We start from the raw sequence: 13,681 nt of genomic DNA, 5'->3' as shown, positions 1-13,681 counted from the left end.
ACTGCCCTCAATTGCTCATTCGACTATGAGCTACTTTTGGCGTCCATCCTATGTAACATGCTCGCCCATTGATCTGTACCGCTGGAGACGACCCTTGCCTGACACCCGCCCGCCCGTTCTTGACGAAATCGACCGCCAGTTGATTGCAGCCCTGCAGATCAATGCCCGCGAAAGCGTGGCCATGCTCGCGCGACAATTGGGCATCGCTCGCACCACCGTGACTTCGCGCCTGGCCCGGCTGGAAAAAGCCAAGGTGATCACCGGTTACGGCGTGCGTTTGGGTCAACGTGTCGTGGATGGCGGCTTGCAGGCGTACGTCGGGATCACGGTGCAACCGCGCTCGGGCAAGGAAGTTTTGCGACGTCTCAGCGCGATGGCTCAGGTGCAGCAATTGTGTGCAGTCAGTGGCGAATTTGATTACGTGGCGTGGTTGCGCACCGATTCACCTGAGCAGCTGGATCAGTTGCTGGATCAGATCGGCAGTGTGGATGGGGTGGAGAAGACCACGACCTCGATCATTCTCAGCAGCAAGATTGATCGGGGCCAACCGGTTTAATCCAATCTGTTCGTCACACTCGTCAAATTGCAGCATAAACAAGAAAAACGACGACACATTGCGTCTTATTAACGTGTTCTACGCTCTCTAGAATGGCTGCCATCTTTTCCTATACTCAGACGCGTATACCGCGTCCGGTCGCCAGCAAGGTCAGCCATGAACAAGAACAATCGCCATCCTGCAGACGGTAAAAAACCAGTCACCATTTTCGGTCCGGACTTTCCCTTCGCCTTCGACGACTGGATTGAGCACCCGGCCGGTCTGGGCAGCATCCCTGCGCACAACCATGGCGCCGAAGTCGCGATCGTCGGTGCTGGCATCGCAGGTCTGGTGGCCGCGTACGAATTAATGAAACTGGGCCTGAAACCCGTCGTCTACGAAGCCTCGAAAATGGGCGGTCGTCTGCGCTCGCAGGCGTTCAATGGCGCCGAAGGCATCATTGCCGAGCTCGGCGGCATGCGTTTCCCGGTGTCGTCCACCGCGTTTTATCACTACGTCGACAAGCTCGGCCTCGAAACCAAACCTTTCCCGAACCCGCTGACACCTGCCTCGGGCAGCACGGTGATCGACCTCGAAGGTCAAACCCATTACGCACAGAAGCTGGCGGATCTTCCTGCACTGTTCCAGGAAGTCGCCGACGCCTGGGCCGATGCGCTGGAAGCCGGTTCACAGTTCTCGGATATCCAGCAAGCAATCCGCGACCGCGATGTACCGCGCCTCAAAGAACTATGGAACACCCTCGTCCCGCTGTGGGACGACCGCACGTTCTATGACTTCGTTGCCACTTCCAAAACTTTCGCCAAGCTCTCGTTCCATCACCGCGAAGTGTTTGGTCAGGTCGGTTTCGGTACCGGCGGCTGGGACTCGGACTTCCCGAATTCGATGCTGGAAATCTTCCGCGTGGTCATGACCAACTGCGACGATCACCAGCACTTGGTGGTCGGTGGCGTGGAACAAGTACCGTTGGGGATCTGGCGTCATGTGCCGGAACGTTGCGTGCACTGGCCGGAAGGCACCAGCCTCAGCTCCCTGCACAACGGCGCACCGCGTACCGGCGTGAAAAAAATTGCCCACGCGGCAGACGGGCGCTTTGCCGTCACCGACAACTGGGGTGACACCCGCGAATATGCAGCAGTGCTGACCACGTGCCAGAGCTGGCTGCTGACCACCCAGATCGAATGCGACGAAACCCTGTTCTCGCAAAAGATGTGGATGGCCCTCGACCGTACGCGCTACATGCAATCGTCGAAAACTTTCGTGATGGTCGACCGGCCATTCTGGAAGGACAAGGACCCGGAAACCGGCCGCGACTTGATGAGCATGACCCTCACCGATCGCCTGACCCGTGGCACCTACCTGTTCGACAACGGCGACGACAAGCCGGGCGTGATTTGCCTGTCGTACTCGTGGATGAGCGACGCGCTGAAAATGCTTCCGCAACCCGTGGAAAAACGCGTGAAACTGGCGCTGGATGCGTTGAAGAAGATCTATCCGAAAGTCGACATCGCGGCACGGATCATTGGCGATCCGATCACCGTGTCCTGGGAAGCCGACCCGCATTTCCTCGGTGCTTTCAAGGGTGCCCTGCCCGGCCATTACCGCTACAACCAGCGCATGTACGCGCACTTCATGCAGGCCGACATGCCAACCGAGCAGCGCGGGATTTTCATCGCCGGCGACGATGTTTCGTGGACGCCGGCGTGGGTCGAAGGCGCGGTGCAGACCTCGCTCAATGCGGTGTGGGGCATCATGAAACACTTCGGCGGTGAAACTCACGCCGAGAACCCGGGTCCAGGAGATGTGTTCAACGAGATCGGCCCGATCGCCCTGCCCGAGTAAGAGGAATCCGAAATGCGCGTAGCCCTTTACCAATGTCCACCGCTGCCCCTGGATGTCGCCGGCAATCTGCAACGCCTGCATCAATTGGCGCTGGAAGCCAAGGGTGCGGATTTGCTGGTGCTGCCGGAGATGTTTTTGACCGGTTACAACATCGGCCTCGACGCGGTCAGCGTGCTGGCGGAGGTGCACAACGGTGAGTCGGCGCAGCAGATCGCGCGCATCGCCAAGACGGCCGGGATCGCCATTTTGTATGGCTATCCCGAGCGCACCGAGGACGGACAGATCTACAACGCCGTGCAGTTGATCGACGCCAATGGCGAGCGCCTGTGCAACTACCGCAAGACTCACCTGTTCGGTGACCTCGATCACTCGATGTTCAGCGCCGGGCCGGATGAGTTTCCGCTGGTTGAATTCAATGGCTGGAAGCTCGGTTTCCTGATCTGCTACGACCTGGAGTTCCCGGAAAACGCCCGACGCCTGGCCCTGGCCGGCGCCGAGCTGATTCTGGTGCCGACGGCGAACATGATTCCCTACGACTTCATTGCCGACGTCACCGTCCGCGCCCGGGCTTTCGAAAACCAGTGCTATGTGGCTTACGCCAACTATTGCGGTAACGAAGGCGAGATCCAGTATTGCGGCCAGAGCAGCATTGCCGCGCCGGATGGCAATCGCATCGCCCAGGCGGGTCTTGATGAAGCGCTGATTGTCGGCGAGCTGGATCGTCAGTTGATGGTCGATTCCCGCGCCGCCAATCGCTACTTCCTCGATCGCCGTCCCGAGCTTTATGGCGAGCTGAACAAGCGCTGATCACCCCTAATCCGCTAGCATTAGCGCTTCTCTGCTCTGGAAGTGCTCATGCCTGCGCTGAATCACCCCCACCTTCACACTGAAACCCTGGCCAACGGTCTGCGGGTGACGCTGCGTCATGTTCCCGATTTGAAGCGCAGTGCTGCGGCGTTGCGGGTCGCGGCGGGCAGCCATGACGTGCCGCTGGCCTGGCCCGGACTGGCGCACTTTCTCGAACACCTGCTGTTTCTCGGTACAGAGCGTTTTCCTGCGAGTCAAGCACTGATGGCCTACGTCCAAGGCCATGGCGGTCAGGTGAATGCGCGGACCAGCGAACGCACCACGGACTACTTTTTCGAGTTACCGCCTCAAGCGTTTGCCGGGGGACTGGAGCGCCTGTCGGACATGCTCACTCATCCACGTATGAATCCGGACGATCAGCGGCGGGAACGGGAAGTGCTGCACGCAGAATTTGTCGCCTGGTCTCGGGATACGACCGCTCAGCAGCAATTCGCGCTGTTCGATGGTCTTTCAGCCGCGCATCCACTGCGGGCGTTTCATGCCGGCAACCGCTACAGCCTGCCGGTGCCGCAACCTGAATTTCAGCAAGCCTTGCAGGGTTTCTATCAGCGGTTTTATCAGACCGGGCAAATGACCTTGTGCTTGGCTGGGCCGCAGAGTCTCGATGAGTTGAGGGCGATGGCTCAGAGCTTTAGCGCTGCTATTCCCATAGGGGAAAAAGTCCCGCAACAAGCGCCTGCATCGCTGATGGACTCTTCGGACAAAAGTTATCAACAGGCTGGAGCGCGTCGACTGGATCTGCTGTTTGCCTTCGACGCGTTGCCCGATTCATCGCCTGAGGCGCTGGCGTTCCTGTGTCATTGGCTGAACGCCGCGAAACCCGGTGGCCTGCTGGCGCAATTGCGCGAGCGTGGGCTGGCTGACAGCCTGAAAGCTGCGCCGCTGTATCAATTCGCCGGCCAGGCTTTGTTGCACATCGAGTTCACGTTGCCTGCCAACGCGACGCCCAACGGGATCCGCGAGCAGCTACTTGATTGGCTTGGATTCTTCGCCTCACAGCATCCCTGGACCGGGTTGCGCGAAGAATACGCTGCCCTGCTACAACGTCAGCAACAAGTCAGCAGCGCCCTGCAACTGGCCCGACTCGACAGCGAGCAGCGTGAAACAGGGTTATCCGAATCGGGTGTTACAGCCCTCAAGGAAGTGCTGAAACAAATCGGCGCTGTGGATAACTTCACCGGCCAATGGCAATTGCCAACACCTAATCCGTTTTTACGCGCCGAGGCTGCGGCCCCGAGTGCCGGACTGATCCGCGGCCAGACCAGCAAACACCGAGGCTTGCGGACCTTTGCCCAGGATCGCTCACGCGGTCGTCGTGAACGTTCGCCCATGCAGTTCAGTCAGGCGTTGCCCGATAACAGTGCCGAAGGTGCCGTTTACCTGCGCTGGCGTCTGGACTCGACACCTCGCAGCAATGTTCAGATGAGCCTGGAAAACCGCCTTCAGCCGTTGCGTGAAGACGCTCGTCAGGCAGGTGTCGATTTTTCCTTCAGCGCATCAGGCAATGAATGGCTGCTGAAAATGACCGGACTGCAGGAGCCGATGCCGACCGTCCTCGAACATGCGCTGAAAGAACTGACAACACCTGATGCCAGTTTCTCGCAAGAAGAGCTGCCGAGCGTTGCGTTGATGCCGATTCGACAGTTGCTAAAAGCGCTGCCTGATCAATGCCTTGAGCGCACCGCTGACTCGGACGACTTGGCTCAGCTTTGGTCAAGCGCACGCTGGGATGGTCTGGCGACCGGGCTGTCCGCCCAGACCCAAGCGGCGATGGGCCTTGCCTTGAGTCGTGCGCCCGGCACTGCGGACAATCAACTGACGCCGCCCGCCCCGATAAACGCGCAGCGTCTGTGGAGCGCTGTCGACACCGGATCCAGCGAACACGCCTTGTTGCTCTTCTGCCCGACGGCAACCGCGGACATCGCTGACGAAGCCGCCTGGCGCTTGCTGGCTCACGTCTGCCAGACGCCGTTTTACCAACGCCTGCGGGTAGAACTGCAGCTCGGTTATGCGGTGTTCAGCGCCCTGCGGCAGATCCATGGGCAGACCGGGCTGCTGTTCGGCGTGCAATCACCCAGCGTCGCCCCTCTGGATCTACTGGAACATATCGAACATTTCCTGAGCGGATTGGCCGGGATGATCGACGACATCAATGACAAGACCTTCATCGACCAGCGCCAGGCACTGGCCGATCAATTCACTAGCGCGGCGCTGCCCAATGCGCAGGCCGCCGAACTGCTCTGGCAGGGCAAACTGGCCGGCCGCTCGTCGGATTATCTGGAGCTTCTACCTCAGACGATTCTGATGATCGACCGTAAAACGTTACTGGCCGCCGCACAACGATTGAAACAGGTCGAAGGCGGTTGGCGCTGTCTGGCCAGCGGACCGTGCCCGACCTCGCCTTGGCAAGCGGCAAAATGATCATTACCGGTGCTGCAATTAGCTTTCTCAAAGATTCCCGGCCAATCGCCCTGTAGTTTTGAGTAACATAGCCACCTAACTATCTGAACATCTCCGGTTGGAGGTGGACTATATGTATAGATCTCAACTGTCCCATCACCTGAAGGAGCGCTCCTATGTCCTGGTCCAAACCTGCTTACACCGACCTGCGTATCGGCTTTGAAGTCACCATGTACTTCGCAAGCCGCTAATCTTTTTGTAGCGCAGTGCAACGCCTCGGCTCGCCGAGGCGTTTTTATTTTCAGTTTTCGAATGATGGAGCGGCCATGTTTGTCCAGATTCTAGGTTCCGCCGCCGGCGGTGGTTTCCCCCAGTGGAACTGCAACTGCGTGAACTGCGCCGGTTTTCGTGATGGCAGCCTGAACGCCAAGGCTCGGACTCAGTCGTCCATCGCAATTTCCGATAACGGCGTGAATTGGGTGCTGTGCAACGCTTCGCCGGATATCCGCGCCCAGCTCCAGAGCTTCGCCCCGATGCAACCGGGCCGGGCCCTGCGCGATACCGGCATCAACGCGATCATCCTGATGGACAGCCAGATCGACCACACCACCGGCCTGCTCAGTCTGCGCGAAGGTTGCCCGCACCATGTCTGGTGCACCGACATGGTCCACGAAGACCTGAGCACCGGTTTCCCGCTGTTCACCATGCTGACCCACTGGAACGGCGGGCTGACCTGGAACCAGATCGAGCTTGACCGCAGCTTCACCATCCCGGCCTGCCCGAACCTGCGCTTCACTCCTCTGCCCTTGCGCAGCGCCGCCCCGCCGTATTCGCCGCACCGTTTCGACCCGCACCCTGGCGACAACATCGGCCTGATCGTTGAAGACATCAACACCGGTGGCAAACTGTTCTACGCCCCGGGCCTGGGCAAGGTCGACGCACCGCTGCTGGAGATCATGGCCGGTAGCGATTGCCTGCTGGTGGACGGCACGATGTGGGATGACGACGAAATGCAGCGCCGTGGCGTCGGCACCCGCACCGGTCGTGAAATGGGCCACCTGGCGCAGAACGGCGCCGGCGGCATGCTGGAAGTGCTGGAACAGCTGCCCAACCAGCGCAAAGTACTTATCCACATCAACAACACCAACCCGATTCTCGATGAGGATTCGCCAGAGCGTGCAGAACTGGCTCGGCGTGAGGTTGAAGTGGCTTATGACGGCATGAGTATTGTGCTGTAGCGGCTGACGTCTTCGCGAGCAAGCCCGCTCCCACATTCAACCGAGTTCCTTCAGAAGAATACGGTCGAATGTGGGAGCGGGCTTGCTCGCGAAGACGTCAGACCAGACACCAAAGAATCCACCGGTCGTGCCCGGAGAACCGAAATGACTGACACAGCAATGTCCCCCGCCGAGTTCGAAGAAGCCCTACGCGCCAAAGGCGCCTACTACCACATTTATCACCCGTATCACGTGGCGATGTATGAAGGCCGGGCAACGCGCGAGCAGATCCAGGGCTGGGTCGCCAACCGCTTCTACTATCAGGTAAACATCCCGCTCAAGGACGCCGCGATCCTCGCCAACTGCCCGGACCGCGAGATTCGTCGTGAGTGGATTCAGCGCCTGCTCGACCATGACGGCGCCCCCGGCGAAGACGGCGGCATCGAAGCCTGGCTGCGCCTGGGCCAGGCCGTCGGCCTCGACCCGGATCAGCTACGCTCGCAGGAATTGGTATTGCCCGGCGTGCGTTTTGCCGTCGATGCCTACGTCAACTTCGCCCGTCGTGCCAGTTGGCAGGAAGCCGCCAGCAGCTCGCTGACCGAACTGTTTGCGCCGCAAATCCACCAGTCGCGTCTCGACAGTTGGCCGCAGCATTACCCGTGGATCGATCCGGCCGGTTACGAGTATTTCCGCACCCGCCTGGGTCAGGCGCGTCGCGACGTGGAACACGGCTTGGCGATCACCTTGCAGCACTACACGACGCGGGCCGGCCAAGAGCGCATGCTGGAAATTCTCCAGTTCAAACTGGACATTCTTTGGAGCATGCTCGATGCCATGAGCATGGCCTACGAACTGAAACGCCCGCCGTATCACAGCGTGACCGAGCAACGGGTCTGGCATAAAGGAATCACCTTATGAGTTTTGATCGCAGCAAGACCCCGACCTGGCGTCCCGGCTACCGCTACCAGTATGAACCGGCGCAGAAAGGTCATGTGCTGCTCTACCCGGAAGGCATGATCAAACTCAACGAAAGCGCCGCGCTGATCGGCGGTTTGATCGACGGCGAACGCGACGTCGCTGCGATCATCGCTGAACTGGACGCGCAGTTCCCCGGCGTGCCCGAGCTCTGTGACGACATCGAGCAATTCATGGAGGTCGCCCGTGCTCAGCACTGGATCGAACTTGCCTGATTGCGCGTCAGACAAGTTACCGCCCAAACCGGAAATCGGCCTGCCGCTGTGGCTGCTGGCCGAGCTGACGTATCGCTGTCCGCTGCAATGCCCGTACTGCTCCAATCCTCTGGATTTCGCCGAGCAAGGCAAAGAACTGAGCACCGAACAGTGGATCAAGGTGTTCCGCGAAGCGCGGGAAATGGGCGCGGCGCAGTTGGGCTTTTCCGGCGGTGAACCGCTGGTCCGCCAAGACCTCGCCGAGCTGATCACCGAGGCGCGCAAGCTGGGTTTCTACACCAACCTGATCACCTCCGGCATCGGCCTGACCGAGCAGAAAATCAGCGACTTCAAGAAGGCCGGCCTGGACCACATTCAGATCAGCTTCCAGGCCAGCGACGAGCAAGTGAACAACTTGCTGGCCGGCTCGAAAAAGGCCTTCGCCCAGAAGCTGGAAATGGCTCGTGCAGTGAAAGCCCACGGTTATCCGATGGTGCTGAACTTCGTGACCCATCGGCACAACATCGACAAGATCGACCGGATCATCGAGCTGTGCATCGCCCTTGAGGCGGACTTTGTGGAACTCGCCACGTGCCAGTTCTACGGTTGGGCGCAGCTCAATCGGGTCGGTCTGTTGCCGACCAAGGAACAACTGGTCCGCGCTGAACGCATCACCAACGAATACCGCGCCAAACTCGAAGCCGAAGGGCATCCGTGCAAGCTGATTTTCGTCACCCCTGACTATTACGAAGAGCGCCCGAAAGCCTGCATGAACGGCTGGGGCAGTATTTTTCTGACAGTCACGCCGGACGGAACTGCTCTGCCCTGTCACGGCGCCCGACAGATGCCGGTGCAGTTTCCCAACGTGCGCGACCACAGCATGCAACACATCTGGTACGACTCGTTCGGCTTCAACCGCTTTCGCGGTTACGACTGGATGCCCGAGCCGTGCCGTTCCTGCGACGAGAAAGAAAAAGACTTCGGCGGCTGTCGCTGCCAGGCATTCATGCTCACGGGGGACGCGAGCAACGCCGACCCGGTGTGCAGCAAGTCGGAACATCACGGCGTGATCCTCAAGGCTCGCGAAGAAGCCGAACACGCGACCCAGACCATCGAACAACTGGCCTTTCGCAATGAACGAAATTCACGACTCATCGCTAAAAGCTGAACCCTTCAGCGCTGCCAAGGCTGTTGCGGCCGGCATCGACTTCGCCGAGTTGCAGGTCGGCCCACATGGCTTGTTCTGGAACGAGTACCGCCCCGAGGACGCCGCCTGCCGAATCTGGCATTGGCGTGACAGCCAGGCGCATTGCCTGACGCCAGCGGGCTTCAGTGTGCGCAGTCGCGTGTACGAATACGGCGGCGGCGCGTTCTGTCTGACCGATGACGGGATAGTGTTCGTCAACGAGGCGGACCAACAGCTGTATCGGCAGTCGCTTGCTGGCGAGACACCTGAGTTACTGAGCTCAGGCGAATGCCGATACGGCGATCTGCAGTTCGCTAACGGGCAGGTATTGGCGGTTGAAGAAAACCGCGATCGGCATCGTCTGGTGGCTATCGATGTGGCTGGCGGGACACGTCATCTGCTGGCCGAAGGCGCCGACTTCTACGCCGCGCCGACGTTGAGTCCCGACGCGCAACGACTGGCGTGGATCGAGTGGAGTCGTCCGGATCAGCCATGGACCGCGACTCGCCTGATGGTTGCCGAACGCCAGAACGAGGGCAGTTTTGCTCAACCGCTTTGCATGGCTGGCGGCGACGCCGAGGAATCGCTGCAACAACCGAGATTCGATACCAGCGGCCGTCTGTTTTGCCTGACTGATCGCGGCGGCTATTGGCAGCCTTGGGTGGAATCGGCAGACGGTTTGAGCCCGCTGCCGAGTGCCGCCGCTGATCATGGGCCAGCGCCGTGGCAGCTGGGTGGCTGCACCTGGTTGCCGCTGAGCGAAGGCCGCTATCTGGCGAGCTGGACCGAAAACGGGTTTGGCAGGCTGGGTCTTTGCGGCGATGCCTGTGAAGATTTCACGGGCGATTACAGCCGCTTCCGCTCTCTCGCACTGGATGAGCAGTTCATTTACTGCATCGCCGCTTCGCCAGTCAGTTCATCGGCAGTCATTGCCATCGACCGCCAGACCCGGCAAGTCAAAACACTGGCTGGCGGTATTGCACCGTTGCCTGCCGAGCAGATCAGCGTCCCGCAAACCCTGCGCTACCCGAGCGGTTCGGGCGAGGCACACGGCTTCTTCTATCCAGCGATGACCGGTGATGCGAAACCGCCTCTGGTGGTGTTTATCCACGGCGGCCCGACTTCGGCCTGCTACCCCATGCTCGATCCGCGTATCCAGTACTGGGCGCAACGCGGCTTCGCCGTGGCCGACCTCAACTACCGCGGCAGCAGTGGCTATGGTCGGGCTTATCGACAAGCACTGCATTTGAGCTGGGGTGAAGTGGACGTGGAGGATGCCTGCGCCGTCGTCGCTCATCTTGCCGAACGCGGACTGATCGACGGCAACAAGGCGTTTATTCGCGGTGGCAGTGCTGGCGGCTACACCACACTGTGCGCGCTGGCCTTTCACACAGTCTTCCGCGCCGGCGCCAGCCTGTATGGCGTCAGTGACCCTGTGGCGCTGGGCCGGACGACCCACAAGTTCGAAGGCGATTATCTGGATTGGCTGATCGGCGACCCGGTGCAGGATGCCGAACGCTACGCCGCACGAACGCCGTTGCTGCACGCAGGCAACATCCGTGTTCCGGTGATTTTCTTTCAGGGTGAACTGGACGCTGTAGTGGTGCCGCAACAGACCCGCGACATGGTCACGGCGCTACAGGACAACGGCATTCTGGTTGAAGCGCATTACTACGCCGACGAACGCCATGGCTTTCGCAAGGCCGGCAATCAGGCCCATGCGCTGGAGCAGGAGTGGTTGTTTTATCGGCGGGTGATGGAATTGGCGGACTGAAGATCGCGCTGAGTGCGGAAATTGCGGTGCCCCTTTCGCGAGCAAGCCCGCTCCCACACTGACCGAGTCCTCCCAGGGGAATACGGTCGAATGTGGGAGCGGGCTTGCTCGCGAAAGCAATCTAACGGGGCGTCGCGAAACTCAGCGCTTGGCGATGATATACACCGCATGCACGATCCCGGGGATGTAACCGCACAGCGTCAGCAGAATATTCAGCCAGAACGCCCCGGCGAAACCGACTTGCAGAAACACACCCAGTGGCGGCAACAGAATGGCGATGATGATGCGAATAAAGTCCATGGGGTCAGCTCCTGATTAAAGTTGGCTCGCGTGAGCCTACAGCTAATCGACCTTTGCCATTCGTCAGGGTTCAGTGCGGTTCTTCAGGACAGTATCTCAAGACCGTGTTTCTGAACGATGCTCAGCAACTTCAACGCCATGCCGCTGGGGTGCTTGTCTCCCGCTTCCCATTGTTTAACCGTCGAGGCGCTGGTGTTCAGGTAACGCGCGAACACTGGCTGGCTTACATTGTTGCGTTCACGTAGCGCTTTGATCTGCTCGGCCGGGATCGCGTCCGGAACCGTTGCAAGACATGACTCATCGAATTCGCGCATGGTTGCCTTGCTGATTGCACCGATGGCAAACAAGGCACTAGCTGACTCGTGTATCGATTCCGAAATTTCACTTTTGAATTTTTTACTCATGAGATATCTCCACAAACTCCTTCATATCCAGCAAGCGCTGGATTTCCATCTCGGTCAGCCCTCCATACGTCTTGGCTAACTCGCGCAAGTCGGCCAATTGCCTCGGACTGATATTGCTCTGGTCTTTCTTGGCATACAGAAACTGATAAACCCAGTAACGGCCACCTTTGGCCAAAACAATCGACCGATGGCGGTTGGCATTCAAGCGCTTCTTCCAGACCCCGCCGCCGAGATTGTCCGCCTGGCCATTGAGCATTTCGGTGAATGCTTCCCGAAGCTCGTCGTCATCGATCCAGGCCTTCCCGACCTGCATCGAAAAGCGTTTCGTTTTGAACAACCTTGGTGACATTGGCATCCCTTCCACAAAACATACCACCCAGTGGTATAGAAATCAAAGCCAGCTCCACCCACATATCGTTTCGCTGGCACCGGCACTCCTTGCCGACACCCTCTAAAAAGCCATTGATCCCGATACGGCTCAAGCACTGAAATGCATTTGGCAAAACGCAGAGACAAAAAAACGCCCCACGCCAAAAGAATCAGGCATGGGGCGATGCGTTATACCGCGAGACGGTTCGGAAATTCGTGTAGGGCGGGTCTGATCAGACGGCAATCCCTTTGCGGCACTGCAGTTGCGCAGTGCGCACGCGGGAGAAGGCGCGGGCCAGGCGCAGGAGCATTTCGTCGATGTTGGTTTTGCTGACGGTCAGGGCCGGGGTAAAGCGCAGGCAATCGGGCTGCGGAGCGTTGAGCAGCAAGCCTTCGTAAAGCGCCGCTTTGACGACGGCGTCAGCCGATTCGTCGGACAAGGTAAGCCCCCAGAACAGACCTAGCCCGCGCAACTCGCCGTGACCATAGCGATGAGATAAACGCTGCAGACCTTCGCTCAGGTGCTGACCGGTTTCCCCGACATGATCGAGAAATCCCTTGTCCTGCACGCTGTCGAGGACGGCAAGACCGGCCGCCGTCATCAGCGCATTGCCATGATGAGTTCCTGTCACTTCACCGACGTCGAAACAGCAGGCTTTGCCCCGCGCCAGCAACGCTGCCAATGGCACGCCACCACCCAGCCCTTTGCCGAGAACAACGATATCTGCCCGCACGCCGTAGGATTGTTCGGCGAGTAAAGTGCCGCAACGACCGATGCCGGTTTGCACTTCGTCGAAGATCAACAGAATGCCCAGCTCACGGCACAGGCGCTCGACCCCTTTGAGGTAATGCTCGGTGGCCGGTATCACCCCGGCTTCGCTCTGGATCGGTTCGAGCATGATCGCCACGGTCTGGGCGTCGACGGCCGCATGCAAGGCCGGAAGATCATTGAACGGCACGTGACTGAAGCCCGGAAGCAGCGGCTCGAATCGGTTAGTCAGATTCGAACTGTCCGACGCCGAAATCGTCCCCAGACTACGACCATGGCAGCCGTTGTTGGCAACGATGATCCGCGAAGCCCCGCCGCGATGCCGTTGGCCCCATTTGCGCGCCAGTTTGATCGCCGCTTCACAGGCTTCGCTACCACTGTTGAGCAGGTACGCCTGATCACTCCCGGTGCTGGAACACAGTCGCTCAGCAAGATTGAGCATGCCGCGGTTATGCAGGCCGAAACCGGGATTAATCAGCGACTGAGCTTGCATCGCAATGGCGTTGACCAGTACCGAAGGGCTGTGTCCAAGGCTATTGGCCCCGCCACCCTGTGAGAAATCCAGATAAGCGCGGTCATCGCTGTCCCACAACCATGAGCCCTGGCCGCGCACGAATATCTGTTTCGGTCGCTCGACACTGGGCATCAGGTACTCGCTGGAAAGTTTGTCGTCTGTGGACGGCAAGAAGGTGCCCACCGCCAGGTCATCAAGACTCGGAGGATTGCGCCGCAAGCTGAACAAGTTCAACTGATCAAACCTCGTGCGAGGTTTTTTGCCTTACCTATGTAAACACCCTCGAAGCAAACGGTACTCATGGCGCTCTGTGGCCC

Annotated in this window: 14 protein-coding genes; 10 read left to right on the top strand and 4 right to left on the bottom strand. The window is 59.4% G+C overall.

Annotated features, from left to right (window positions below):
- The first annotated feature begins 94 nt into the window (after nucleotides 1-94).
- From KGB23_RS12310 to KGB23_RS12265, 10 genes are all read left to right on the top strand, one after another.
- Nucleotides 95-556 (top strand): Lrp/AsnC family transcriptional regulator, encoded by a 462-nt coding sequence (locus tag KGB23_RS12310; protein ID WP_007980298.1) that lies wholly within the window; start codon nucleotides 95-97, stop codon nucleotides 554-556.
- 156 nt (nucleotides 557-712) lie between these two features.
- Complete coding sequence (locus tag KGB23_RS12305; RefSeq protein ID WP_223431276.1) at nucleotides 713-2,395, top strand: flavin monoamine oxidase family protein; 1,683 nt, start codon at nucleotides 713-715, stop codon at nucleotides 2,393-2,395.
- Nucleotides 2,396-2,407: 12 nt separating this feature from the next.
- On the top strand, nucleotides 2,408-3,202 hold the full coding sequence (locus KGB23_RS12300) for a carbon-nitrogen hydrolase family protein (protein ID WP_223431275.1): 795 nt from the start codon (nucleotides 2,408-2,410) through the stop codon (nucleotides 3,200-3,202).
- 48 nt (nucleotides 3,203-3,250) lie between these two features.
- Complete coding sequence (pqqF, locus tag KGB23_RS12295; protein ID WP_223431274.1) at nucleotides 3,251-5,683, top strand: pyrroloquinoline quinone biosynthesis protein PqqF; 2,433 nt, start codon at nucleotides 3,251-3,253, stop codon at nucleotides 5,681-5,683.
- A gap of 155 nt (nucleotides 5,684-5,838) precedes the next feature.
- The gene (gene pqqA, locus KGB23_RS12290; protein WP_009045898.1) at nucleotides 5,839-5,913 is read left to right on the top strand and encodes a pyrroloquinoline quinone precursor peptide PqqA; all 75 of its coding nucleotides are present in this window, start codon (nucleotides 5,839-5,841) and stop codon (nucleotides 5,911-5,913) included.
- Between the two features lie 75 nt (nucleotides 5,914-5,988).
- On the top strand, nucleotides 5,989-6,900 hold the full coding sequence (gene pqqB, locus KGB23_RS12285) for a pyrroloquinoline quinone biosynthesis protein PqqB (RefSeq protein ID WP_223431273.1): 912 nt from the start codon (nucleotides 5,989-5,991) through the stop codon (nucleotides 6,898-6,900).
- 144 nt (nucleotides 6,901-7,044) lie between these two features.
- Nucleotides 7,045-7,797, top strand: a complete 753-nt coding sequence (pqqC, locus tag KGB23_RS12280) for a pyrroloquinoline-quinone synthase PqqC (protein WP_223431272.1) — start codon at nucleotides 7,045-7,047, stop codon at nucleotides 7,795-7,797.
- Nucleotides 7,794-8,069 (top strand): pyrroloquinoline quinone biosynthesis peptide chaperone PqqD, encoded by a 276-nt coding sequence (gene pqqD / locus KGB23_RS12275; protein WP_223431271.1) that lies wholly within the window; start codon nucleotides 7,794-7,796, stop codon nucleotides 8,067-8,069. Before pqqC ends, pqqD begins: the two co-directional genes overlap by 4 nt.
- Nucleotides 8,062-9,216, top strand: a complete 1,155-nt coding sequence (gene pqqE / locus KGB23_RS12270) for a pyrroloquinoline quinone biosynthesis protein PqqE (protein ID WP_176471511.1) — start codon at nucleotides 8,062-8,064, stop codon at nucleotides 9,214-9,216. The genes pqqD and pqqE overlap by 8 nt, the downstream gene beginning before the upstream one ends.
- Entirely contained in the window at nucleotides 9,182-11,008 is a 1,827-nt protein-coding gene (locus KGB23_RS12265; RefSeq protein WP_223431270.1) for a S9 family peptidase, read from the top strand. The genes pqqE and KGB23_RS12265 overlap by 35 nt, the downstream gene beginning before the upstream one ends.
- Nucleotides 11,009-11,149: 141 nt before the next feature.
- Here the strand turns inward: KGB23_RS12265 and KGB23_RS12260 are convergent, their stop codons facing one another.
- From KGB23_RS12260 to KGB23_RS12245, 4 genes are all read right to left on the bottom strand, one after another.
- A complete protein-coding gene (locus KGB23_RS12260) occupies nucleotides 11,150-11,308 on the bottom strand; it encodes a YqaE/Pmp3 family membrane protein (RefSeq protein ID WP_007904205.1) in 159 nt (52 codons plus the stop codon).
- Nucleotides 11,309-11,391: 83 nt separating this feature from the next.
- Nucleotides 11,392-11,712, bottom strand: coding sequence for a helix-turn-helix domain-containing protein (locus tag KGB23_RS12255; protein ID WP_223431269.1), 321 nt, complete (start codon nucleotides 11,710-11,712; stop codon nucleotides 11,392-11,394).
- Nucleotides 11,705-12,061, bottom strand: a complete 357-nt coding sequence (locus KGB23_RS12250; protein ID WP_223431268.1) for a type II toxin-antitoxin system RelE/ParE family toxin — start codon at nucleotides 12,059-12,061, stop codon at nucleotides 11,705-11,707. Before KGB23_RS12250 ends, KGB23_RS12255 begins: the two co-directional genes overlap by 8 nt.
- 253 nt (nucleotides 12,062-12,314) lie before the next feature.
- Nucleotides 12,315-13,598 carry an aspartate aminotransferase family protein gene (locus KGB23_RS12245; protein ID WP_223431267.1) on the bottom strand — a complete coding sequence of 428 codons (1,284 nt, stop codon included), beginning with the start codon at nucleotides 13,596-13,598 and terminating at the stop codon, nucleotides 12,315-12,317.
- Nucleotides 13,599-13,681 lie beyond the last annotated feature (83 nt).

The sequence above is a fragment of the Pseudomonas sp. GL-B-26 genome, from assembly GCF_019947405.1.
Taxonomy (GTDB): Bacteria; Pseudomonadota; Gammaproteobacteria; order Pseudomonadales; family Pseudomonadaceae; genus Aquipseudomonas.
This window is presented reverse-complemented; position numbering and strand designations above follow the sequence as displayed.

Excerpts from the sequence above, each read along its gene's own strand:
- KGB23_RS12305 (WP_223431276.1), top strand. The coding sequence starts at position 713 with ATGAACAAGAACAATCGCCATCCTGCAGACGGTAAAAAACCAGTCACC.
- KGB23_RS12300 (WP_223431275.1), top strand. The coding sequence starts at position 2,408 with ATGCGCGTAGCCCTTTACCAATGTCCACCGCTGCCCCTGGATGTCGCC.
- pqqF (WP_223431274.1), top strand. The coding sequence starts at position 3,251 with ATGCCTGCGCTGAATCACCCCCACCTTCACACTGAAACCCTGGCCAAC.
- pqqB (WP_223431273.1), top strand. The coding sequence starts at position 5,989 with ATGTTTGTCCAGATTCTAGGTTCCGCCGCCGGCGGTGGTTTCCCCCAG.
- pqqC (WP_223431272.1), top strand. The coding sequence starts at position 7,045 with ATGACTGACACAGCAATGTCCCCCGCCGAGTTCGAAGAAGCCCTACGC.
- pqqD (WP_223431271.1), top strand. The coding sequence starts at position 7,794 with ATGAGTTTTGATCGCAGCAAGACCCCGACCTGGCGTCCCGGCTACCGC.
- KGB23_RS12265 (WP_223431270.1), top strand. The coding sequence starts at position 9,182 with ATGAACGAAATTCACGACTCATCGCTAAAAGCTGAACCCTTCAGCGCT.
- KGB23_RS12260 (WP_007904205.1), bottom strand. The coding sequence starts at position 11,308 with ATGGACTTTATTCGCATCATCATCGCCATTCTGTTGCCGCCACTGGGT.
- KGB23_RS12255 (WP_223431269.1), bottom strand. The coding sequence starts at position 11,712 with ATGAGTAAAAAATTCAAAAGTGAAATTTCGGAATCGATACACGAGTCA.
- KGB23_RS12250 (WP_223431268.1), bottom strand. The coding sequence starts at position 12,061 with ATGTCACCAAGGTTGTTCAAAACGAAACGCTTTTCGATGCAGGTCGGG.